Annotated in this window: 17 protein-coding genes; 5 read left to right on the top strand and 12 right to left on the bottom strand. The window is 71.2% G+C overall.

Going from position 1 to position 22,038, the window contains the following annotated elements; genetic code table 11:
* The first annotated feature begins 201 nt into the window (after positions 1-201).
* The gene (locus N5079_RS03810) at positions 202-1,245 is read left to right on the top strand and encodes a hypothetical protein (protein ID WP_261581973.1); all 1,044 of its coding nucleotides are present in this window, start codon (positions 202-204) and stop codon (positions 1,243-1,245) included.
* Between the two features lie 298 nt (positions 1,246-1,543).
* A complete protein-coding gene (locus tag N5079_RS03805) occupies positions 1,544-1,987 on the top strand; it encodes a GNAT family N-acetyltransferase (protein ID WP_261581972.1) in 444 nt (147 codons plus the stop codon).
* Here the strand turns inward: N5079_RS03805 and N5079_RS03800 are convergent.
* Together N5079_RS03800 and N5079_RS03795 are read right to left on the bottom strand one after the other, a co-directional pair.
* Entirely contained in the window at positions 1,977-3,857 is a 1,881-nt protein-coding gene (locus N5079_RS03800; RefSeq protein ID WP_261581971.1) for a hypothetical protein, read from the bottom strand. The two genes, N5079_RS03805 and N5079_RS03800, sit on opposite strands and share 11 nt — an antisense overlap.
* 206 nt (positions 3,858-4,063) lie before the next feature.
* Positions 4,064-4,969: a pseudouridine-5'-phosphate glycosidase gene (locus N5079_RS03795; protein WP_261581970.1), complete on the bottom strand. Its 906-nt coding sequence runs from the start codon at positions 4,967-4,969 to the stop codon at positions 4,064-4,066.
* Positions 4,970-5,062: 93 nt separating this feature from the next.
* Between N5079_RS03795 and N5079_RS03790 the strand changes: the two genes are divergently transcribed.
* Together N5079_RS03790 and N5079_RS03785 are read left to right on the top strand one after the other, a co-directional pair.
* The gene (locus tag N5079_RS03790; RefSeq protein ID WP_261581969.1) at positions 5,063-6,604 is read left to right on the top strand and encodes a phytoene desaturase family protein; all 1,542 of its coding nucleotides are present in this window, start codon (positions 5,063-5,065) and stop codon (positions 6,602-6,604) included.
* 90 nt (positions 6,605-6,694) lie between these two features.
* A complete protein-coding gene (locus N5079_RS03785; RefSeq protein ID WP_261581968.1) occupies positions 6,695-7,111 on the top strand; it encodes a bacterioferritin in 417 nt (138 codons plus the stop codon).
* 99 nt (positions 7,112-7,210) lie between these two features.
* On the opposite strand, the gene N5079_RS03780 is transcribed toward N5079_RS03785, so the two are convergent.
* The 10 genes from N5079_RS03780 to N5079_RS03735 all read right to left on the bottom strand — a co-directional run bounded on the left by N5079_RS03780 (position 7,211) and on the right by N5079_RS03735 (position 19,078).
* Positions 7,211-7,468 (bottom strand): hypothetical protein, encoded by a 258-nt coding sequence (locus N5079_RS03780; RefSeq protein WP_261581967.1) that lies wholly within the window; start codon positions 7,466-7,468, stop codon positions 7,211-7,213.
* Between the two features lie 70 nt (positions 7,469-7,538).
* Entirely contained in the window at positions 7,539-8,390 is an 852-nt protein-coding gene (locus N5079_RS03775; protein ID WP_261581966.1) for a helix-turn-helix domain-containing protein, read from the bottom strand.
* Positions 8,391-8,466: 76 nt separating this feature from the next.
* A complete protein-coding gene (locus N5079_RS03770) occupies positions 8,467-8,673 on the bottom strand; it encodes a hypothetical protein (RefSeq protein ID WP_261581965.1) in 207 nt (68 codons plus the stop codon).
* Positions 8,674-8,725: 52 nt separating this feature from the next.
* Positions 8,726-10,540, bottom strand: a complete 1,815-nt coding sequence (locus tag N5079_RS03765; RefSeq protein WP_261581964.1) for an acyclic terpene utilization AtuA family protein — start codon at positions 10,538-10,540, stop codon at positions 8,726-8,728.
* Complete coding sequence (locus N5079_RS03760) at positions 10,537-11,304, bottom strand: enoyl-CoA hydratase-related protein (protein ID WP_261581963.1); 768 nt, start codon at positions 11,302-11,304, stop codon at positions 10,537-10,539. The genes N5079_RS03765 and N5079_RS03760 overlap by 4 nt, the downstream gene beginning before the upstream one ends.
* On the bottom strand, positions 11,301-13,442 hold the full coding sequence (locus N5079_RS03755; RefSeq protein WP_261581962.1) for a biotin carboxylase N-terminal domain-containing protein: 2,142 nt from the start codon (positions 13,440-13,442) through the stop codon (positions 11,301-11,303). The genes N5079_RS03760 and N5079_RS03755 overlap by 4 nt, the downstream gene beginning before the upstream one ends.
* 131 nt (positions 13,443-13,573) lie before the next feature.
* Complete coding sequence (locus tag N5079_RS03750; RefSeq protein WP_261581961.1) at positions 13,574-15,169, bottom strand: acyl-CoA carboxylase subunit beta; 1,596 nt, start codon at positions 15,167-15,169, stop codon at positions 13,574-13,576.
* A complete protein-coding gene (locus N5079_RS03745; RefSeq protein ID WP_261581960.1) occupies positions 15,166-15,777 on the bottom strand; it encodes a TetR/AcrR family transcriptional regulator in 612 nt (203 codons plus the stop codon). Before N5079_RS03745 ends, N5079_RS03750 begins: the two co-directional genes overlap by 4 nt.
* A 19-nt stretch (positions 15,778-15,796) precedes the next feature.
* Positions 15,797-17,500: a serine/threonine-protein kinase gene (locus tag N5079_RS03740; RefSeq protein WP_261581959.1), complete on the bottom strand. Its 1,704-nt coding sequence runs from the start codon at positions 17,498-17,500 to the stop codon at positions 15,797-15,799.
* Between the two features lie 243 nt (positions 17,501-17,743).
* A complete protein-coding gene (locus N5079_RS03735; protein WP_261581958.1) occupies positions 17,744-19,078 on the bottom strand; it encodes an FAD-binding oxidoreductase in 1,335 nt (444 codons plus the stop codon).
* Between the two features lie 195 nt (positions 19,079-19,273).
* Between N5079_RS03735 and N5079_RS03730 the strand changes: the two genes are divergently transcribed.
* Positions 19,274-22,024, top strand: a complete 2,751-nt coding sequence (locus tag N5079_RS03730) for an immune inhibitor A (protein WP_261581957.1) — start codon at positions 19,274-19,276, stop codon at positions 22,022-22,024.
* Positions 22,025-22,038 lie beyond the last annotated feature (14 nt).

Below are 22,038 nucleotides of genomic sequence, written 5' to 3'. Positions count from 1 at the left end.
GGCAGATATGTCATCGGATGCATTCTCAATAATGCGGCAGTGGGATCTAAAGAGCCGCTGACCACTGTTTTGTGTAGGGAATGGCCGGGCAACTAGAGAAACGCAGTGATCAACTGCAGAAGGTTGTCTCCACGACATTTCGCCAGGCTCGGCGCGTAACGGCGAATGTCCGGCAGTCATTCGTTCAAGGGGGAAAGCGAAATGCCCAAGCCTCAGGGCCTCGTCGGGGTTCTCGTGATCAGTGCCGCGCTGACCACCGGTGCCGTCACCGCTGCGACCGCCACTTCCGCCGGCGCCACAACCGGCATGAGCGGCATCCTCGGCCCCACGATGGCCATGCGGCCTGGCCCGCCGGGGAAGAACGCCGGCAAGAACCGGCAGCGGCAGCATGGACGCCAGCACGAGCGCCAGCGCCAGTTCCTGCTCCGTGATGTCACCCTCGTGCTCACGCCGTTCCAGAAGACGGAGACGGATTCGCGGGCGCTGCCGGCCAACCACCAGGCCACCGACTCGAAGGCGATTCCCTCGAACGACCAGTTCGTGACGGCCGAAACGGAAGCGAGGCCGCGGCAGAGCGCTTCCGCCGAGCAGAAGACGGAGACGACAGAGGAGACGACAGACACGGCGACGTCGCCACAGGATTCGGCGACGACCACCCCGCGGGACCCGGCGACGACCGGCGTCGCGACCGCCGTCGCGCCGAATCCGAGCACGGCGGGGACGGCCGTCGCTCCGGACCCGGCGGCGACCAGCGGGACCACGGCCGGCACGACTACCACCGGGGCGTCCACCCCCACGAGCATCGGGGGCGGCCTCGGACTGTCGGCCGACCTGGGAGTGTCGGCCGACCTTGGAGTGGCCGCTGACCTCGGGGCGTCGGCGGCCGCCGGAGGCTCGGCGGGAAGCGGAGCCGCCGGCACCGGAGCCGCGTCGGGCACGGCGGTCTCCGGGGGTGCCGACGCTTCGGCCGGTCTCGGAGTCTCGGCGGGCGCTGGGGTCGCAGCTGACCTTGGAGTGGCCGCTGACCTCGGGGCGTCGGCGGCCGCCGGAGGCTCTGCGGGAAGCGGAGCCGCCGGCACCGGAGCCGCGTCGGGCACGGCGGTCTCGGGCGGCGTGGCCGCGCAGTCCGGTCAGTCGACGGTGGCCACGGCTCCTCAGTGGGTCTGCGGGGGCGCCTTGCTTATCGTCCCCGTGGCCGCGCAGCTCTCTGTCGAGCTCGCGCTGGGGCTCAACGTCGCCGTCTGAACGCCCAGCCATGCGGGCGATGCCCCAAGCGGCGCGTGCGGCCATCTGTGGAGCCGCCCCTGAGACCAGGGGATTCATCGATCCATGGGGTCAAGCCATCGATCCACACCATTGACGCGGCGGGATGGCCGCACGCCGACGCGGGGTGCCGGGTAAGTGCCGGGTAAGTGCCGGGGCCCCGCGTTGTCGCAACGTGACAAGCGCCGGCTCGGCAATCCGGTTGCGCGGGAGTGGCGCGGAAGCGGCGCGGGGGGCGGCGGGTTGGACGTGGGCGCATTAGGACCCTAGAGTCCCTTTCATGAGCTCTGGTGATCTCCAGCTCCGGAAGGCCGAGAAGTCCGATGCGGACGAAATCTTCGGGCTTGCCCGCGAGTTCGCGCTGACGTTCCGGCCGGAACGGGCGGCCTTCGACGCGGCGTTCCCACAGCTGCTGGAGAACGAGGACGCGCTGCTCCTGGTGGCCACCGTGGAGGGGACCGTCCGGGGCTACCTGCTGGGCTTCACCCACCTCACGCTCTTCGCCAACGGGCGGGTCGCCTGGGTGGAGGAGGCCATCATCGAGAACGCCTACCGCCGCCACGGCATCGGCCGCATGCTGCTGGAGGAGTTCGAGACCTGGGCCCGGTCCCGCGACGCGGGATACGTCGCCCTGGCGACCCGGCGCGCGGCGGAGTTCTACCGCGCCCTCGGGTACGACGTGTCGGCCACCTACTACCGGAAGCTGCTCGACGTCAAGAAGTGAGCTGGGCGTCGAGGCGATAGCCGTCCACGGTGACGTAGACCGAGTCGCCCGGCCGCGCGTTCAGCCGCATGAGCACGGGCTGCAGCGAGTCGAACATCGGCTGCCGGTCGCGCCAGATGAGGACCACCGCGTTGTCGCCCGGACCGGTGACCGACAGCAGCGTGCCGGGCCGCATGCCGAGCTGCGCGGCGTACCCTTCCGGGACTGCCACCGGCTCGCCGCGAAGGTGGCCGCTGGTCACGTCGATCCGCTGCCAGCGGCGCGGGTCCGAGGTGGGGCTGGGCGTGGTCCGCGGGTTGGGGACGAGGTGCGGCCGGGGGGCGCCACCGGTGAGCGCGTTGAGCGCCGCCAGGGCCGTGGCCGCGTCGGGCCCGTTGTTCGCCTGCGAGGGAATGGGAACCCCGCCGCGCTGGTGATGGTGGCCGTTCGCGCCCGGTGTGCGGCGGGGGAGCGGCTTGGTGCCCTCAGCCGCGGCCTGGTCCGGCCGCTGCGCGCCAGACGGCGTCGCGGGGGGCATGGAGTCGAGCCAGGCCTTGGCGGAGTGCGCCCGGATGCCGAGCTGGCCGAGCAACTCGACGACGTCGGCGTCCGCCGGCTTGTTCGCCAGCAACTGCCTGGTCTTCTCCCGTAGCCCCGCGAGGTCGCCGACGACCAGCCAGCCGTCCTGGAGGCGGCGGTCGGGCATGAGCGTGACGAGGACTCGCCAGAGCGGCGTGCCGAGCGTGGGCACCTCGATCGGGTGGGACGGGTCGGCGGCGATGAGCTGCTCCTGCGTGGCCGCCGCGCCGAGCCACTCGGTCAGCCCGAACATGTGGCCGGTGAGCGGCGCCGAGTCGGGGGAACGCAGCCAGTGCAGCACCCGCTCCTCGGCGGCGCGCTGAGCATGGGAGAGCATGTCCCGGTCGACGTTGAGGTCGTGGGCGAGCGTCCGCAGGCTGACGGGCTCGGCCGCGAACAGCCGCTGGGCGGCCACCGCCTTCGCGAGTGGATCCCAGCCCCGGAAGAGCCCGTCCACGACTCCCACCATCGGGTGCTGGTTCGGTGCGGGCTGCGCCACAGGCGGGGGCTCCGAGGCCTGGGCGACAGGCTGCTGAGACAGCGGCTGCTGGGCGACGGGTTGCTGGGGGAGCGGCTGCTGGGGCGACTGCCGCTGGGGGAGGGGTTGCTGGGGGATGGGCGGCTGCACGGGCTCGGACCGCGTGGCCTCCGGGCGCCCCGGCATCGGCGGCTCCGGCTGCTCGGCGCGTGGCCCCGGCACCAAGGGCCCCGGCACCGGCTGTTCCGGCCTCTGCGCGTCCGGTCCCTGCATGTCCGGCCTTTGTGCGTCCGGTCCCTGCATGTCCGGCCTTTGTGCGTCCGGTCCCTGCATGTCGGGCCGCTGCGAATCCGGCGCGGGGGGAGCCGTCACAGATGCGGCCGTCGGCTGTTCCGCGCGGTGCGGCTGCCGCTGGAGGTGGCCGAAGATCTCCCGGAAAAGCGTGGACAGGATGACCTCGGGAGACGCTGCCGCAGTGGGGGACTGGAGGTCGTAGGGCGTGAGGCGGCGCAGCCGGTACCAGCCGCCGATCCCGTTGACCACGGCGCGGGCGGACTCGGGCCAGCCGGGAAGAGCGGGGTCGACCGTGTGGACCTGGAGCGCCGGAAGCAGGTCGGTGAGGGGCAGGTGATCCCACCGGCCCACGGCGAGCCGGGCAAGCCGCTCGCACAGCCAGTCAATTCCGGTCGTGTCCAGGGCGCGTCCGAGCGCGACGGAGGCCCACCAGCCGCCGGGCAGGCGAGGGTCGGCTAGCATCTCGGCCACCTGCTGAGGACGGCTCCAGCGCAGCGCCGGAACCAGGTCGCTCAGACAGATCGTTGACTCGGCGTCCATCGGTGAGACCGCACCCTCCTGAGAGTGACGGATGTTGCTAGTGGTGCAGCTTACGCCGCAAGCTATCAATTGGTGTCAATAGGGTAAAGTTCCCAGGCCTCGGCGGGGGCAGGCGCCCAGGTGGGCGGCCCGGAAGACGATTTTTTCCACTCTTTCGTCCTCCCGAGGGCCGCCGGACCCCGACGCCGCACCGGCCCGTCTCCCGGCTACTTCTCCTGGACCCAGGATGCCGCGATCTCGGCGGCGAGACGGGTGTTTCCTCTGACGGCGGCCAGATTCGCCTCCAGCGACGCGCCCCCGGTGCCGTTGACCAGATATTCGAGGAGGAACGGCGTGATGGCCTGCCCGGTCACGCCCTGGTCCTCGGCGGCCTGGAGCGCCTCTGCCAGCACCCTGTCGTGAAGGGCGGGGTCGAGCTGCTCCGTCACGGGCACCGGGTTGGCGACGATCAGTGCCGTCTCCGGGCCGCCGAGCGCGTCCTGAGCGCGCATGATCCCGGCCGCCTCGCGCGGGGTCTCGATGCGCCAGTCGACCGGCTCGCCGGAGGTGTGCAGGTAAAAGCCGGGGAAGTGGTCCGTACGGTAGCCGACGACCGTGACCTGCCGGGTCTCCAGCCGTTGCAGCGTCGCCGGCACATCCAGGATCGACTTCACGCCCGCGCAGACGACCGTGATCCTCGTACGGCTGAGCGTGTCGAGGTCGGCCGACTCGTCCTGCACGGTGGTCCAGCCGCGGTGGACGCCTCCGAGCCCTCCGGTCGCGAAGACCCGGACGCCCGCCCTGGCCGCCAGGAACGAGGTGGCGGACACGGTCGTCGCGCCGCTCAGCCCGAGGGCCGAGGCGGGCGCGAGGTCGCGGAAGCCGAGCTTGCGCAGGCCCGGCTCGGTCGCGATCCGGTCCAGGCCGCCCTTGTCGAGGCCGATACGCGGGACGCCGTCGAGGACCGCGATCGTGGCCGGTACGGCTCCCGCCTGCCGGACGATCTCCTCCAGCTCCAGGGCCACCTGGAGGTTGCGGGGCTGCGGCAGCCCATGGGAGATAATGGTGGACTCCAGGGCCACGACCGGCCTGCCGTCGGCGAGGGCGTCGGCGACCTCATCGGATGTGCGCATAACTCTCCTGTGTGGGGTTGACGGAAGATGTCCGCTTCGGGATATTGTGCCCGCCATGGTGTCATTTGAGGTGCTTGAGCCCCTCTTCCGCCCGTGACGCGCTACGACGTCGTGATCGCCGGCGCCGGGCACAACGGCCTGGTCGCCGCCGCCTACCTGGCGAAGGCCGGGCGCCGGGTGCTCGTCCTCGAACGGCTCGGCCACGTCGGCGGCCTCGCCGTCTCCGCCCAGCCCTTCCCCGGCGTCGACGCCCGGCTGTCCCGATACTCCTACCTCGTCAGCCTGCTTCCCACCAAAATCGTCAAGGACCTCGGTCTCGGCCTGGAGTTGCGCCATCGCCGCTTCGCCTCCTACACCCCCGTCGGGGACACGGGGCTGCTCGTCGACAACGGCGACGCCGGCCGTACGGCGGCCTCGTTCGCCGCGGTGACCGGAGGTCGTGGGGACCTCGACGCCTGGGAACGCTTCTACGCGATGACGGCCCGCGTGGCCCGCCGCGTCGCCCCCACACTCCTCGAACCCCTCAGGGATCGTGCGGCGCTGCGCGACATCGTGGGGGACGACGTGGCGTGGCGCGACCTCTTCGAGCGGCCCATCGGACAGGCCGTGGACGAACGGTTCGCCGACGACACGGTCCGGGGAGTCGTGCTCACGGACGCGCTCATCGGCACCTTCGCCGACCCGGCGGCCGACCTCCTGGCCAACCGGTGCTTCCTCTACCACGTCATCGGCGACGGCACCGGGGACTGGAACGTCCCCGTCGGCGGAATGGGCGCTGTCACCACCGGCCTCGCCGAGATCGCCGTACGGCACGGCGCCGAGATCCGCACCGGCGCCGAAGTTCTGGCGATCGATCCCGGCAGCGGCGAGGTGACCTTCACCGACGGCGCAGAGCACGTCGTCACGGGCGACCGGGTCCTGGCCAACCTCCCGCCGGCAGTGCTCGCCCGGCTGCTCGGTGAGCCCGCGGAGGCCCCGGAGGGCGCCCAGCTCAAGATCAACATGGTGCTGTCGCGGCTGCCCCGTCTCAAGGACCCTTCGGTGGATCCGGCGGAGGCGTTCAGCGGCACGTTCCACATCAACGAGGGCCGCGACCAGCTCGCCGCCGCGTACGCCCAGGCGTCCGCCGGACGGATCCCCGATCTGCCGCCCGCCGAGGTCTACTGCCATTCGCTCACCGACCCGTCGATCCTCGGGCCGTCGCTCCGGGAGTCCGGCGCGCAGACCATGACGCTGTTCGGGCTGCACATGCCGGCCAGGCTCTTCCGCGATCCGGAGGCCAAACGGGAGGCGCTGCGCCGTACGATCGCGTCGATCGACAGCGTCCTCGCCGACCCGATCGAGGGCTGTCTGCTGCGCGCCCCTTCAGGGGAGCCGTGCCTGGAGGCCAAGACGCCCGCCGACCTCGAGAGGGAGGCCGGGCTGCCGGGCGGGCACATCTTCCACCGCGACCTGTCCTGGCCGTTCGCCGAGCCGGCCGGAGCGGGGCCGGCGGGAGCGGGGCCGACCGCAGCGGGGCCGTGGGGCGTCGAGACGGCGCACGAGCGGATCCTGCTCTGTGGGGCGGGCGCCCGGCGCGGCGGCGGGGTCAGCGGAATCCCGGGTCACAACGCCGCGATGGCCGTTCTCACCTGATTCTCATGGCGCACGTTCGGGGGGCTACGCGTTCGAGGGCCACATCCGGGGGTACGACGAGAAGCCTGCCGAAGCGGAAGGATGATGACCATGGACCAGCAGGCTTTCATCGCCCTCCTGAACGAGGACCTGGAAAGCGAGTACCGCTCGATCGTGCAGTACGTCCAGCACGCGGCGACGATCAAGGGCGCGGAGTACCTGTCGATCATCGAGGAGCTGAAGAAGCACCTGGGCCAGGAGCTGACCCACGCGACCACGCTCGCCGAGCAGATCGACTTCCTCGGCGGAGTTCCCAGCGTGAGAGTGCCGGAGGTGCCGGTCGCGACAGACGGCGCGGCGGCGCTCCAGCTCGACCTGGAGTTGGAGCAGGAGCAGTTGCGCCGTTACCGCGAGCGGGTCGAGCAGGCGAAGGAGCTGGGCCTGCTCGACGTGGGCGAAGCGCTGCGACCGCTGCTCCAGCAGACACAGGACCACGTCATGGACCTGCAGACGGTGCTCGGCAAGTGACACGCCCGAGTGACGGACTCGAAGGGCTCGAAGTGACGGGCTCGAAGTGACGGGCTCGAAGTGACGGGCTCGCAGTAACGGGCTCGGGGCTGACGGCGGTCAGGCGGGGAGAGCGGCCATGAGGTAGGCCAGCCGGTCGGCGGCGTCCTGGACGCTCTCCACCGTCCCGAGCCGGTAGCCCCACGAGGTGACGAACGCGCCGTCGGCGGAGCAGGTGACCGTCTCGCTCAGGGTCTCGCTGAAGCGGTTGCGGACCTGGACTCTGGGAGGGCTGCCGCCCATTACGCGAACCGAGAGGTCGATGTGCCGGCGCGTGGCGGAGGCGAACTCCTGGATGCCGGAAACCGTGTCGACCATCGCCCGTCACCTCCCGTTCAGAGGGACAGGATTGCATGCCGCCGGAGCGCTGTTCAAGCAATTGCCGCGATTAGCCGGGCGATTGTCTCGCGTAGTCGTCGAGGACGCGGACGATCACTGCCCTGGCCGCGTCGCTGTGGGCCGCCACCTCGCAGAACTCCTCGAACGCGTGGGCGTAGAAGGCCACGTCGTCGGGGTCGCGGAGCACCAGGTCCTTGGTTCTGGTCGCCACCCCCACCATGGAGTCGTTGTAGATCCAGAATCCGTTCACCAGCGCGGCGGGCAGGGGCGCCTCGAAGGGGAGGATTCCGAACTCGACGTTTGGCAGCGTCGTGACGGCGAGTAACCGGTCGAGCTGGCCCCGCATGACGTCGGGCGGCGCGAGCCGGTAGCGCAGCACGGCCTCCGGCATGATGAACCGGAACCGGCGGGACGGGTCGTACAGGATCTCCTGCCGCTGCATCCGGACCCGGATCGCGGCGTCGATGTCGTCGGTCGTCTCGTACAGCCGGCGGACCTTGCTGAAGATGTGACGGGCGTATTCGGCGGTCTGGAGCAGCCCGATCACCACGCCGGGCTCGAACACCCGGAACAGCTTCGTCCGTGACTCCAGGTCGCGGATGTCCTCCTGGAGCGCGGCGAGGCCGCTCTTGTGCCGCTGCCGCCACGAGTCCTGCCGCTCCAGCAGCCCGGCCGCCTGCGCGATCAGGCCGTCGACCGTCTCCGGGCCGACCCTCACGGCCTGGGCCCACACGACCACGTCGTCCTCGGTCGCGGTCTGCCGGGCGTTCTCGATGCGCGAGACCTTGGACGGCTGCCAGCCGAGGCGCTCGGCGAGGTCTTTCCCGGACAGGTGAGCGTTCTCCCGCAACTGCCGCAGCTGGGCTCCCAGGTCGATGCGGGCCTGCTGGAAACTACTCACTGCTACCTCCGGCCGTGGTGCGCTCAAAGGTAGACGAGTGGCGATGGATCAAGCCATAGGGAAGTCCCTAATGTGATCAGTCGAGCACACGCCTGGCGATCTCGACGAGGAGCTCCCGCGGCACCTCGACGGCGGTTTCGCCGTCGAGCACGTGTAGCAGGTCGGCCCTTGCCTGGACGTCGGCCAGCTCCAGGCCCTGCACGACGATCGTGCCGCGATCGGTCTCGTAGAGGGAGGGGCATGCCCCAGCCTCCGAGGTCGAGCCCAGAAACCGCAGTCGCATCGCTGTCCCCTTCCATAGCAATTGCGCGCAATGGTAGGGGCACTCATGTTTCTCATGTGGTGCGATCGTGTGAAATATCCTCAGAAAAGACGGGAATGGGCACCGGAGCCGCCCGCAACCGCTCGCCGAGGGCCTTCGCCTGGGCATCGAGAAGCGGGCTGGCGGCCACGCCTCTGCCAAGAATCCCGTGGACGACGAAGTTGAGCGCGAGCAGGTTCGGCAGGGCGAACCGCTCGATCACCAGGTCGCCGGTCTCGGGCAGCAGCTCCCGCAGCCGGTCGGCCGTGAGGAACGCGGCCAGCCAGGCGTACTGCTCCGCCGTACGGACCCAGACGCCCACGTTGGCGTTGCCGCCCTTGTCACCGGACCGGGCGCCCGCGACCGTCCCGAGCGGCAGCATCCGCCCGGCCGCCCAGCCCCCCGTTGAAGCCGAGTTCCCAGTGAGAGCCGGATCGCCGTCGCCCACGGGGGCGGGCGGGTACGCCGGAGGCTCCTGCGGCTCCGGGACCTCGGCCCCGGTAGGGGCGGTGGCCCGCGCCACCTCGATCCGCTCGCCGTTCACGGTCACCACGGCCTGTACGGCTCTCGCGTCCACGAGCGACGGCCAGTAGACGCCGTAGGGCGACGCGTCGCCCGGGGGAGTCAGGCCGTAGAACCCGGGGTAACCGGCGAGCCCGGTCTCCACGACGGCCGACGAGAACGCCCGCCCGGCCTTCCGCCGGTCGGCGTCCATCACGGTGATCCGCAGCAGGGCCGTCCCGCCCGATCCCGTGGTCTCGCCCGGCCCCGCCGTCCCTTCGAGCCGGGCCGCGCCCAGGGGCGTCAGCTCCACGTGGACCTGGTCGAAGGAGTCCCTCGGCACGCGGGCCCAGATCGCCTCCTCGGCGGCCAGCGCCTTAGCCTCGATGTCGAGGCCGGTGAGCACGAGCGTCATCGTGTTCCGATAGCCGCCGAGGTAGTTGACGGCGATCTTCAGAGTGTCCGGCGGGGGCTCCCCGCGCACGCCGGAGACGCGCACCCGGTCGGGGCCCTCCTGCTCCAGCCGGATGGTGTCGAACCGGGCCGTCACGTCGGGCCCCAGATAGCGCGGCGAGCCGATCTCATAGAGGAGCTGGGCCGTTACCGTGCCGACTGACACCAGCCCGCCCGTGCCGGGATGCTTGGTGATCACGCTCGACCCGTCGGGGTGCAACTCGGCGATCGGGAAGCCGCAGTGCGCGAGGTCGGGCACCTCGCGGAAGAACGCGTAGTTGCCGCCGGTCGCCTGGCAGCCGCACTCGATGACGTGCCCGGCCACCACCGAGCCTGCCAGGGCGTCGAGGTCGCCGGCCTGCCAGCCGTACCGCCAGATGCCGGGGCCCGTCACCAGCGCGGCGTCGGTCACCCGGCCGGTGACGACGACGTCGGCTCCGTGCTCCAGCGCGACCGCGATCGGCCGCCCGCCGAGGTAGGCGTTGGCGGTGAGGGGCGTGGCGTCCAGCGTCTCGCCGGTGTCCAGGTTGACCGGCGGCGTGGTGAGAGGCATCAGGTCGTCGCCGGTCACGTGGGCGACGCTCGCCCGCAGCCCGAGCCGGTCCGCCAGCTCCGACACCGCGCCCGCGCAGGCCACCGGGTCGAGCCCGCCCGCATTGGAGACGATCTTGATGCCCCGGTCGAGGCACGCGCCGAGGACCTGCTCCATCTGGGTGAGAAAGGTCGTGGCGTAGCCGGGGCGGCCCTTCAGCCGGTTCCCCGCGAGGATCAGCATGGTCAGCTCGGCCAGCCAGTCGCCGGTCAGCACGTCGATCGGCCCGCCCTCGACCATCTCACGGGCCGCCGACAGGCGGTCGCCGTAGAAGCCGCTGCAGTTGGCGACACGCAGCGTCATGACGCGTCGCCCGGGACCCAGGTGGGGGGTCGCTTCTCCATGAAGGCGCGGATGCCCTCCTGACCCTCCTCGGAGGTGAAGCGCTCGGCCGACAGGGCCGCCATCCGGCGCAAACCCTCCTCGACCGGCATCGCCGGCACCTCGCGGACGAGCCGCTTGGTGATCGCGAGCGCCTCGGGGCCGCCGCGCAGCAGCATGCCGGTGTAGTGCGCGACGATGGCGTCGAGGTCCTCGTCCGGCACGGCGCGCGTCAGCAGGCCGATCTCCGCGGCCCGCCGGGCGGTGAAGACCTCACCCGTCAGGAAATACTCCGCCGCCGCGCGGGGGTCGAGCCGCCGCAGGCAGGTCACCGCGATCATCGCGGGTGCCACGCCCAGCCGCACCTCCGTGAACGCGAACGACGCCGTCTCGGGGGCGACGGCGAAGTCGCACGCCGCCACGAGGCCGAGGCCGCCCGCGCGGGCCGTGCCGTTCAGCCGGCAGACCACCGGCTTCGGGCTCTCCCAGATGAGGCTGAGGATGTCGGGGAAGGCGGTGGTGACCTGGGCGGCCTTCGGCTCCTTGAGGTCCGCCCCGGCGCAGAAGACTGGGCCGGCGCCGGTCAGCACGATCACCCGCACGCCGGGCTCGCCCAGCGCCCAGGTCAGCGCCTCGTCCAGCTCCCGGAGCAGCCCGGCGGACAGCGCGTTCCGGTTCTGCGGCGAGTCGAGCGTGATCGTCGCGACGCCCCCCGCCTCCTCGTGCCGCACGAGTTGCCCGGTCATTCCTCGCTTCCCCTTCCCTCGGCTCCCTCCGCGGCCGCCCCTTCGATGACCGCGCCCTCGACCACTGGGCCTTCGACCACTGTGCCCTCCACCACTGGGCCCTCGATGGTTGGGCCTTCAGCGACTGCGCCTCCGACCACTGTGCCCCCGATGACCGCTGAGGCCTCGATCACGGCCAGTACGGCTCCCGCCTCGACCTGCTGGCCCGGCGTGACGTTCAGGGCGGACACCGCCCCCGACGCGGACGACACGATCTGATGCTCCATCTTCATGGCCTCCAGCACGACGACCGGCTGCCCTGCGGCCACCGTGTCGCCCTGCTTGATCTCCACCCGCAGGACCGTGCCCGGCATGGGGGCCAGCAGCGATCCCGGCACGACCTGCTCCACCGGCTCCGGCAGCCGGTCGACCGGCGTGAGCCGCACGGGGCCGAGCGGCGAGTCGACGTGAACGGCCCCTGGGTGGCCGGGGTAGGCCGCCACCGCGAACGCCCGCCGGACGCCCCCGGTCTCCAGCACCACGAGGTCCGGCGCGGACGACACCAGCGTCACACCGTCGAAGCCCTCGCCGGAGACCCCGCCGGGCACCTCGCCGGAGACTTCGGCCGACAGGCCGTCGCGGGTGAGCCGGTAGCCGATCTCCAGAAGGTCGCCTCCCTCGGTCCGGAAGGCCGTCCGCTGCGGCTGGGAGACGACGTTGCGCCAGCCGCTGGGCAGCCCGGCGAGGACGCGCGCCCCGGCGCGGTTCGCCGCCGCTCCCGCCAGCGCCGCCGCGAGCGCGGACAGCCGTACGGCGTCGGCCCCGGCGAGCGGGGCCGTCGCCGCGTGGCGGTCGAGGAAACCTGTGTCGAGCGCTCCCGACAGGAACTCCGGATGCCGCAGCACGGTCACCAGCAGGTCGCGGTTGGTCGTGAGCCCGTGGATTCTGGCCCCCGCGAGCGCGGTGGCCAGCTTGCGCGCGGCCTCGGCGCGGGTCTCCCCGAAGGCGATGACCTTGGCCAGCATGGGGTCGTAGTGGACGCCCACCTCGTCTCCCGAGACCACGCCGGAGTCGAGCCGCAGGCGGCCGCCGAGCGTGAACTCGCCGTCGACGCCGGGGATCTCGAAGCGGCGCAGGACGCCGCTCTGCGGACGCCACCCCTGGGCGGGGTCCTCGGCGTAGAGGCGGACCTCGATCGCGTGGCCCACCGGGCTCGGCGGCAGCGCGGCGAGCTGGGCGCCCTCGGCGATCTCCAGCTGGAGCCTGACGAGGTCGACCCCGTAGACCAGCTCGGTCACCGGATGCTCGACCTGGAGCCGGGTGTTCATCTCCAGGAAGAAGAAGCCGCTCTCCCCGAGGAGGAACTCGACGGTCCCCGCTCCCACATAACCGATGGCCCGGGCGGCCCTGATCGCCGCGTCGGACAGCTCCCGGCGCAGCTCGGGGGAGACGGCGGGGGAGGGGGCCTCCTCCACGACCTTCTGGTGGCGGCGCTGGATCGAGCATTCGCGCTCGCCCAGGGCCCAGACGGTGCCGTGGGCGTCGGCGAGGATCTGCACCTCGATGTGCCGGGCGCCCTCCAGCAGCGGCTCGGCGAACACGGTGCCGTCGGCGAAGGCGGACAGCGCCTCGCGCCGGGCCGACTCCGCGGCGTCCGCCAGCTCGGCGGCGTCGCGGACGATCCGCATGCCGCGCCCGCCTCCCCCGGCCGACGCCTTGATGAGAAGGGGCAGGGGCAGGCCGGGAGACTCGCCGGGGGCGACCGTGACGCTCGGGAGGACGGGGACCCCGGCCTCGGCCATCAGCGCTTTGGCCTCGATCTTGGACCCCATGGCGGCGATGGCCTCGGGGGAGGGCCCGATCCAGGTCAGGCCCGCGTCCAGGACCGCCCGGGCGAAGCCGGCGTTCTCCGACAGGAAGCCGTAACCGGGATGCACCGCGTCGGCGCCCGACTGCCGGGCCGCATCGATAAGCCTCGCGGGGTCGAGGTAGGCCCGGGGAGCGCCGAGCCGTACGGCATGGTCGGCCTCGGCCACGTGGAGCGCGGACGCGTCGGCGTCGGTGAAGACGGCGACGGTCTCGACGCCCAGCTCGCGGGAGGTGCGGAACACGCGCCGGGCGATCTCTCCCCGGTTGGCCACCAGCAGCCGCCGGATCATCCCCCACCTCCCGCGTGATCATGCACAGGTTCCCGTACCACACCGCTGACCTGCGACAACCCTGTTCGTGATCGTGCGCGGATTCCCGTACATCCGCGCCCACCAGGCAAGACATCGTTCGTGATCATGCGTCACATCCGGAAGACGCCGTAGCCCGCGGGGTCCGCCACGGGCGCGTTGCCGATCGCCGACAGGCAGAGCCCGAGGACGGTGCGGGTGTCGCGGGGGTCGATCACGCCGTCGTCGTAGAGCCTGCCGGACAGGAAGTACGGCAGGGACTCGGCCTCGATCTGCGCCTCCACCATCTGCCGCATCGCCGCGTCGGCCTCCTCGTCGTAGACCTGGCCGCGCGACTCGGCGGCGGCCCGGCCCACGATCGAGAGGACGCCCGCGAGCTGGGCCGGCCCCATGACGGCCGACTTGGCGCTCGGCCAGGCGAACAGGAACCGGGGGTCGTAGGCCCGCCCGCACATGCCGTAGTTGCCCGCGCCGTACGACGCGCCCATGACGATCGTGAGGTGCGGGACCGTCGAGTTGGACACCGCGTTGATCATCATGGCGCCGTGCTTGATGATCCCGCTCTGCTCGTAGTCCTTGCCGACCATGTAGCCGGTGGTGTTCTGCAGGAAGACCAGAGGCGTCCGCGACTGGTTCGCGAGCTGGATGAACTGCGCGGCCTTCTGGGCCTCCTCGCCGAACAGCACGCCGCGCGCGTTGGCGAGGATCCCGATCGGGTGGCCGTGGACCGCCGCCCAGCCGGTCACCAGGCTCGACCCGTAGAGCGGCTTGAACTCGTCGAAGTCGCTGCCGTCCACCACCCTGGCGATGACCTCGCGCGGGTCGAAGGGGATCTTCAGGTCCTCCGGCACGATCCCGAGCAGGTCGTCCTCGTCGTAGAGAGGTTCCGACGCCGTCAGCGGAGCGCGGCCGGGCTTGCTCCAGCCGAGCCGCCTGACGATCTGGCGGCCCATCCGGAGGGCGTCGTGCTCGTCGGCGGCGAGGTAGTCGGCCAGGCCGGACGTCCGGGCGTGCATCTCGGCCCCGCCGAGCGACTCGTCGTCGGACTCCTCGCCGGTCGCCATCCTCACCAGCGGCGGCCCGCCGAGGAACACCTTCGCCTGCTCCTTCACCATCACGACGTAGTCGCTCATACCCGGCACGTACGCCCCGCCCGCGGTCGAGTTGCCGAAGACCAGCGCGACGGTCGGAATGCCGGCGGCGGACAGGCGGGTCAGATCCCGGAAGATCTGGCCGCCCGGGATGAAGATCTCCTTCTGCGTCGGCAGGTCGGCTCCGCCCGACTCCACCAGGTTGACGTACGGCATGCGGTTGCGGAGCGCGATGTCCGCGGCGCGGAGGGTCTTGCGCAGAGTCCACGGGTTGGACGCCCCGCCCCTGACGGTCGGGTCGTTCGCGGTGATCACGCACTCGACGCCCTCGATCACGCCGATCCCGGTGACCACGCTCGCGCCCACCGGGAAGTCGGTGCCCCAGGCCGCCAGCGGCGACAGCTCCAGGAAGGGCGAGTCCGGGTCGACGAGCAGCTCGATCCGCTCGCGGGCGAGCAGCTTGCCGCGCGCGCGGTGCCGGTCGACATACTTCGGCCCACCCCCGGCGACGGCCTTGGCGTGCTCGGCGTCCAGGTCGGCGAGCTTGGCCAGCATGGCCTCCCGGCGTGCGGCGTATTCGGGGCCGGAGATGTCCAGCCTGCTTCTGAAGACGCTCATGGGCCGCCCTCCGGAAGCTCGATGGCCCGCGCCCAGAGGGTGGTGAGCAGGCGCACCGCGGTCTCCTCGTCGGTGCGCTCTCCCAGGTCGAGCCAGACGTGGGCGAAGTGCTCGACCATGCCCCCCAGCATGATCGCGGTCAGGCGGGGGTCGAGCGACGGATCGGCCAGGCCCTCCTCCTGGAGCCGCCGCAGGCCGTCCGCGCCACGCCGGACGAACACCTCCCGGAGCTCCAGCAGCAGGTCGCGGAAGCTCTCGTCGGCGGTGGCCGCCTGCTCCAGCATGCGGACCAGGCGAGAGTTGCTCGCCCAGGCGCGCAGGTAGAGCCGGTTGGCCGCCTCGATCCTCGCGTACGGGGCACCGGGGGCGGCCGGGCCGACGACGCTGGCGGAGAACATCTCGCCGACGACCGCGCCCGCCACCTCGCGGAACAGGGACTCCCTGGAGTCGAAGTAGGTGTAGAAGGTGCCATGCGAGACCCCCGCCCGCCGGCACACGTCGTCCACCCGCACGCTGTCGTACGGCTGCTCCTCGAACGCCTCGCGTCCCGCCCTGATCAGGGCGGCCCGCGTGCGGAGCCCGCGCTCTGTAACGGACTTGACGATCACGTCAGGTACTCTAGCGGGCCTACCCGCAGTGAGACCAGGCGCTCTTCCAGGTCGCCCCGCCGTACCCGCCTCCCCAGATGACGCACTTGCCCGCGGCGGCGAGCCGGAGCGGCCCCGCGTAGACGGTGTAGGCGCCCCACTGGCTCGCGCTCGCCCCGCCCTTGACCTGGAGGACGGCCCCCATCTTGATCTTCCCGGGGACGACGTACCTGGACAGGGTGATCACACAGTTCTTCCCCGTCGCGGAGTTGTAGAGCAGGTAGGTCGTGGCCGCCCCGCTCCACCCGTGCGCGTCGACGACCTTGAACCCCGAACCGCAGACCCCGGTCGCGGTGTACGGATTGGGCTTCGGCGTCGGTTTGGGAGTCGGCGTCGGCTTGGGGGTGGGCGTCGGCGTGGGTTTCGGGGTCGGCGTGGGTGTCGGCTTGGGCGTCGGTTTCGGGGTGGGGGTCGCCTTGGGCGGCGCGGACGGCGTCGCCGTCGGGCTCGGTGTGGGGGTCGCTTTGGGGGTGGGGGTACGGCTCGGCTTCGGCGACGGGCTCCGCTCGGGTCTGCGGGAGTGGCCCGGCGAGGGAGCCCCCTCGCGGCTGGGCCGGGGCCGGTGGGTCTTCGGCGTCGTCTGGGCGGCCCCCTGAGGGGCGCCGGGCGTGGCGATGCCGCCCTGCGCGGCGGCGGGCTGGGCCTTGCCCGACTGGGAGGCCACCACGGCCGTGGCGGTGAGCGCGAGCGCAACGGCTGCCGCCCCCGCCGCCGCCACCGGCATCCGCCGGTTCGTCGTCTTCCGCGGTGCGTTGTTCCGCGGTGCGTTGTTCTGAGGCGCGTTGTTCTGAGGCGCGTTGTTCTGAGGCGCGTTGTTCTGAGGCGCGTTGTTCTGAGGCGCGATCTTCTGCGGCGTGTTGTTCGGTGCCGGGGGCGCAGGTCTGCGCACGGGCGCGGTGGGCTGTCCCGTCAGGTGGGCGACCAGCTCGTCCGCGGATGGGCGGAGGGCGGGATCCTTGGCCAGGCAGGCGGCCACGACCTCGCGGAGGGGCGAGACCAGGCCGCCGAGGTCCGGCTCCGAGTTGAGAATGCGGTTGATCACCGTGGGGATCGAGTCGGCCCCGAACGCGGGCCGCCCCGACGCCGCGAAGACCATGGTGACGCCCCACGCGAAGACGTCGGCCGCCCCGGTGACGTCCCCTCCGGAGAGTAACTCGGGGGCGAAGTAGGACGGCGTGCCCATCGTCGTGCCGGTGGCGGTCGCCTGCGGCGAGTCGAGCGCCTTGGCCACGCCGAAGTCGATGACGACCGGCCCTTCGGGGCCCATCAGGACGTTGGCGGGCTTGAAGTCCCGGTGCGTGATCCCGGCCCGGTGGATGGCCGCGAGCGCGGTGGCCGTGCTGATCGCGAGCCGTTCGAGGGCGGCGCCCCGGCGCGGGCCCTCCCGGTCGACGAGCTGGCGCAGCGACGGCCCGGGGACGTACTCGCTGACGATGTAGGGCTGGTTCCCTTCGAGGTCGGCGTAGAGCACGGGCGCCGTGCAGAAGGGGGCCACCCGCTGGGCGAGCGCGACCTCACGGAGGAACCGGCTCCTGGCCTCCTGGTCGGCCGTGAGCCTCGTGTGCAGCAGCTTGACGGCCACCCGCTCGCCGCCCGAGCCGCGCCCGAGGTAGACGACGCCCTGGCCGCCCTCACCGAGCCGTTCCAGCAGTTCGAACGGCCCCAGCCGGACCGGATCCTCCACCGTGACCCCGTCTCCCCGAAATATCGCTACAAGTGAGGAAGAACGGTACCAGTGGGACTACAGCGCCGCGCCGTACAACACCAGGCCGTGCGGCACCGCGCCGCAGTGCATGATCACGCTCGGGATTTCGCGAGGTGAAGACGCTCGGCAGGAACCTGTGCATGATCACGCACCAGATTTCGCGAGGTCGGTGCGCCGGGCGGGAACCTGTGCATGATCACGCGGGGTGTTTTTTTGGGGGGGTTAGATGGCCTTGCCGGGGTTCAGGATGTTGAGCGGGTCGAAGACCTGCTTGATGCCGTGGTGCAGCTCGGTGACGACTGGTCCGGCCTCCAGGCCGAGCCAGCGGCGCTTCAGCAGGCCCACGCCGTGCTCTCCGGTCAGCGTCCCACCGAGGTCGAGGGCCGCCCGGAACACCTCGTCGGCGGCGGCCCAGACCTCCGGCGGCGGCTCGGCCAGCCCCCGGTCGAAGACGAACACCGGATGGAGGTTGCCGTCCCCGGCGTGCGCGATGGTCGCGATCATCACACCGTGCCGGGCGGACGCGGCCTCGACGGCCGAGACCATGTCGGGCAGCGCCGACCGGGGCACACAGACGTCCTCGACCAGGAGCTGCCCCAGGCGCTCCTTGGCCTGGTAGGCGAGCCGCCGGACGCCGATCAGCTCGGCGGCCTCCTCGGGCGTCGACGCCTCGGCGACGAACGACGCCGCCCCGCACAGGGCGGCCATCTCGTCCGGTGAGCCCTCGGACTGGGCGATGAGCATGGCCTGGGTCTCCGGCTCCAGGCCGATGTTCTTCCAGTCGTCGATGGCCTGGAGGGTGGTGCGGTCCATCAGCTCCAGCAGCGAGGGCTGGCACCCCGCCGCGATGATCGCCGACACCGCGGCGGCGGCGTCGCGGAGCGAGGTGAACTCGGCGGCGATCGTGGCGACCTGCCGGGGGACCCGGCGAAGCCGGAGGGTGGCCGCGGTGATCACCCCGAGCGTGCCCTCCGAGCCGACGAACAGGCCCGTCAGGTCGTATCCGGTGACGCCCTTCATGGTCCGCCGCCCGGTGTTGAGGATCCGGCCGTCGGCCAGCACGACCTCCAGGCCCAGCGTGGAGTCGCGGGTCACGCCGTACTTCACGCAGCGCAGGCCGCCCGCGTTGGTCGCGAGGTTGCCGCCGATCGTGGAGATCTCGTAGGACGACGGGTCCGGGGCGTACATCAGCCCGTGCTCGCGGGCGGCGCGGTCGAGGTCGGCGGTGATCACTCCCGGTTCGGCGACCGCGATCTCGTCCTGCGGCGACAGCTCGCGGATCTCCGTCATCCTGATCAGCGAGAGGATCAGGGAGCCGTCGGTGGCGGTGGCCCCTCCCGCGAGACCCGTCCCCGCACCCCTGGGGACCACCGGAACCCGGTGCTCGCTCGCCCAGCGCAGCGTCGTGACCACGTCGTCCCTCGACTGCGCGAGGACGACGCCGAGCGCCTTCCCCGGCTCGGCGAACGTCCGGTCGCGCGCGTACGAGTCCGTCACGTCGGGGTCGGTCAGCACCCGACCCTCGGGCAGCGCGCTGAGGAGGTCCTTCAGGTTCACATCTGGACTGTACGGCCAGGCCGCAAGGGGGTGGTAACCGTACGTTCCGGATCTTTTCGGGATACATCACGTTTTGACAACCTTCAGTGGACGGTCTTTACCTTCCCTTTAACTGCTCTTTAAGGTCGCGCCTGCGCGCTCATCTCGGCGCGTCCTCGCATGGCGTCCGGAGAACCCGGGCGGGGAAGGATCTGGTTGTCCAGCAAACTGCGGCGTCTTGTCGCGATCGTGCCGGTCGTCGGCCTGGTGGCGGGAGGACTCGCCACCGCCGCGAGCGCGACCACCCCCGGGGCGTCCTACCAGCCCTCGGCGAAGGACCACTACATCAACTTCGCGCCCCCGCGTGTGCAGGGCGACGTCACCACCTACAACGAGGAGGTGCAGGCCAAGGGGGCCCGGCGCACCGCCGGGGTGGCGACCGCCATCGACCACAAGTTCGCCGCCGGCAACCCCGTGGCCGCGCGTGAGCTGGTCAAGCACGAGAAGCAGGCCCTCAGGACCGGTAAGAACCCCTTCGACTTCATCTACAAGAAGGCGGGGACCACCAAGACGGCCAAGCTGCTCACCCTGCTCGTCGAGTTCAACGACAAGGCGGACGACGACTTCTCCGGCTGGTCGCACCCCAAGAGCATCGACGACGTCGACGACTGCGTGACCGAGCCGGCCGGCACCAAGCTCAACGGCCCGGTGCACAACACCATCCCGAACCCGGCCACCGTGGCCGGCGGCGGGAAGGACAACAACTCGATGTGGGTGGCCGACTTCAACACGGCCCACTACAACAACATGCTCTACACCTCCAAGGGGATCACCACCCGGGTCCGCCCGGACCTGACCGACCCCCGGGACGGCAAGAAGGGCATCGACATCTCCGGCTCCACCATGAAGAACATGTACGAGGAGCTGTCGAAGGGCGCCTACACCGTCACCGGCCAGGCGGTCGGCTGGCTCAAGGTCCCGCACTCCGAGGCGTGGTACGGCGCGGGCAAGTGCGGCACCTACCCGCAGGAGATGGCCGGCCACCCGGACAACCCGCGCGGCGCGGCCCAGCTCCCGATCGACGCGGTGAACGCCCTGGCGGCCCAGAACCCGTCGTTCCCGTGGGCCGACTACGACAAGGAGGACGTCGGCGACGTCGACGGCGACGGGAACTACGACGAGCCCGACGGCGTCGTCGACCACCTCGTGCTGATCCACGCCGGTGAGGACAAGTCCGGCGGCGGCGGAGCGCAGGGCACGTTCGCCCTGTGGGCCCACTCCAGCGACGTGACCGGCGGCTACACCGTGCCGGGCACGAACGTGAAGATCTCGAACTACATCCTCCAGCCGGAGGACGCCGGCGTGGGCGTGTTCGCCCACGAGTACGGCCACGACCTCGGCCTGCCGGACCTCTACGACACCTCCGGCGCCGGCGACTCCGACGTGGACTTCTGGGACCTCATGTCCAGCGGCTCCCACTCCGGGCCGATCTTCCAGTCGCTGCCGACCCACATGGGCCTCTGGGACAAGTGGGTGCTCGGCTGGGCCAACCCCAAGATCGTGAACCCCGGCGACGCCGCGAAGCTCGTGGCGATCGGCCAGACCTCCCGCACGCCCAAGGGCACCGAGGACGGCCTCCGGATCAACCTCCCGGACAAGCACGTCGTCCTGTCCACCCCGCACAGCGGCTCCAACCTGTGGTGGTCGAACGCCGACCAGAACTGGGCCGACACCCGGCTGACCCGCACGCTCGACGTGCCCGCCGGGGCGGACGAGAAGTTCTGGTGGTGGAGCGACTGGGGCATCGAGCAGGACTGGGACTACGGCTTCGCCGAGGTCTCCGCCGACGGCGGCGCGACCTGGACCGAGCAGAAGGTCTACAAGGAGGACGGCACCCTCGCCTCCACCGGTGACGACTACACCGACCCCAACGGCCGCCTGGTCGACTACGGTCACAAGAAGTACGGCGTCACCGGCGAGAGCGGCGGCTGGGCGCACCTCTACGTCGATCTCGCCCCGTTCGCGGGCAAGCAGGTGCAGTTCCGCCTCCGGTACGCCACGGACGCGGCGACCGTCGGCCGCGGCTGGTTCAACGACGACTTCTCGCTGACCAACGGCGGGACGACGGTGTGGAGCGACGACGTCGAGGGCGGCGCCAACGGGTGGACCGCCACCAAGGGCACCTTCACCGACACCTCCGGCGCCGGTTTCGTGATCCACCCGGGCCAGACCCAGGCCGCGCAGTACTACCTGGCCGAGTGGCGCAACTTCGACGGCTTCGACAAGGGCCTGCAGTACGCCTACGACACGACCTACCTGCGCGACGGCGCCTGGAAGGTCGAGAAGATCAAGTACAACGCGCCCGGCCTGCTCGTCTGGTACCGCGACACCGCCCGTGGCACCAACGTCGTCGGTGACAGCACCTTCGACCTGCCGTCCGTGGGGCCGAAGGGTCAGCTCCTCATCGTGGACTCGCACTTCGACCCGCTCCGCCGTACGGGCGAGGCGGCCGCGAAGGACCCGTCTACGCTGAAGAACCTGGCATCCCGCCCGCAGTCGTCCAACGCGGCGTTCAACTTCGCCGGCACCTACCCGTTCAAGGAGTGCCTCGAGGGCGAGCCGTTCACGGAGTACTGCACCTCGTTCGGCAAGCTCCCGGCGGTGACGACCTTCACCGACGCCAAGGGCTGGTACCCCGGCATCGAGGCCCGGAACGGCAAGCTGTACTACCGGCTGCGCGACGCCTCCACGGTCGTGCCGTCCAAGGACAACCAGCCGTACACCACCCGGGTCGTCCACGAGGACGGCACCCCGGCCACGGAGCTGTACGGCGCCGACATCGGCAGCGTCCTCGGCACCGGCAACCCGGGTGACGAGGGCAAGCAGCTCGGCGTCCAGCTCAAGCTGATCAGCCCGCTGCCCGGCAACCTGGGCGTGCTCGTCCAGGTCACCCCAGCCAAGAAGTAGGCGAGAAGTAAGCA

This window comes from Planotetraspora sp. A-T 1434 (assembly GCF_025420585.1).
Lineage (GTDB): Bacteria > Actinomycetota > Actinomycetes > Streptosporangiales > Streptosporangiaceae > JAOEGB01.
Note: the sequence above shows the minus strand (reverse complement) of the source record. Positions and strands in the feature narration are given on the sequence as shown.

What these genes read in the sequence shown, in the direction of transcription:
- N5079_RS03770 (WP_261581965.1), bottom strand. Translation starts at nt 8,673, where the DNA reads ATGCGACTGCGGTTTCTGGGCTCGACCTCGGAGGCTGGGGCATGCCCC.
- N5079_RS03780 (WP_261581967.1), bottom strand. Translation starts at nt 7,468, where the DNA reads ATGGTCGACACGGTTTCCGGCATCCAGGAGTTCGCCTCCGCCACGCGC.
- N5079_RS03785 (WP_261581968.1), top strand. Translation starts at nt 6,695, where the DNA reads ATGGACCAGCAGGCTTTCATCGCCCTCCTGAACGAGGACCTGGAAAGC.
- N5079_RS03755 (WP_261581962.1), bottom strand. Translation starts at nt 13,442, where the DNA reads ATGATCCGGCGGCTGCTGGTGGCCAACCGGGGAGAGATCGCCCGGCGC.
- N5079_RS03760 (WP_261581963.1), bottom strand. Translation starts at nt 11,304, where the DNA reads ATGACCGGGCAACTCGTGCGGCACGAGGAGGCGGGGGGCGTCGCGACG.
- N5079_RS03750 (WP_261581961.1), bottom strand. Translation starts at nt 15,169, where the DNA reads ATGAGCGTCTTCAGAAGCAGGCTGGACATCTCCGGCCCCGAATACGCC.
- N5079_RS03765 (WP_261581964.1), bottom strand. Translation starts at nt 10,540, where the DNA reads ATGACGCTGCGTGTCGCCAACTGCAGCGGCTTCTACGGCGACCGCCTG.
- N5079_RS03795 (WP_261581970.1), bottom strand. Translation starts at nt 4,969, where the DNA reads ATGCGCACATCCGATGAGGTCGCCGACGCCCTCGCCGACGGCAGGCCG.
- N5079_RS03805 (WP_261581972.1), top strand. Translation starts at nt 1,544, where the DNA reads ATGAGCTCTGGTGATCTCCAGCTCCGGAAGGCCGAGAAGTCCGATGCG.
- N5079_RS03800 (WP_261581971.1), bottom strand. Translation starts at nt 3,857, where the DNA reads ATGGACGCCGAGTCAACGATCTGTCTGAGCGACCTGGTTCCGGCGCTG.
- N5079_RS03810 (WP_261581973.1), top strand. Translation starts at nt 202, where the DNA reads ATGCCCAAGCCTCAGGGCCTCGTCGGGGTTCTCGTGATCAGTGCCGCG.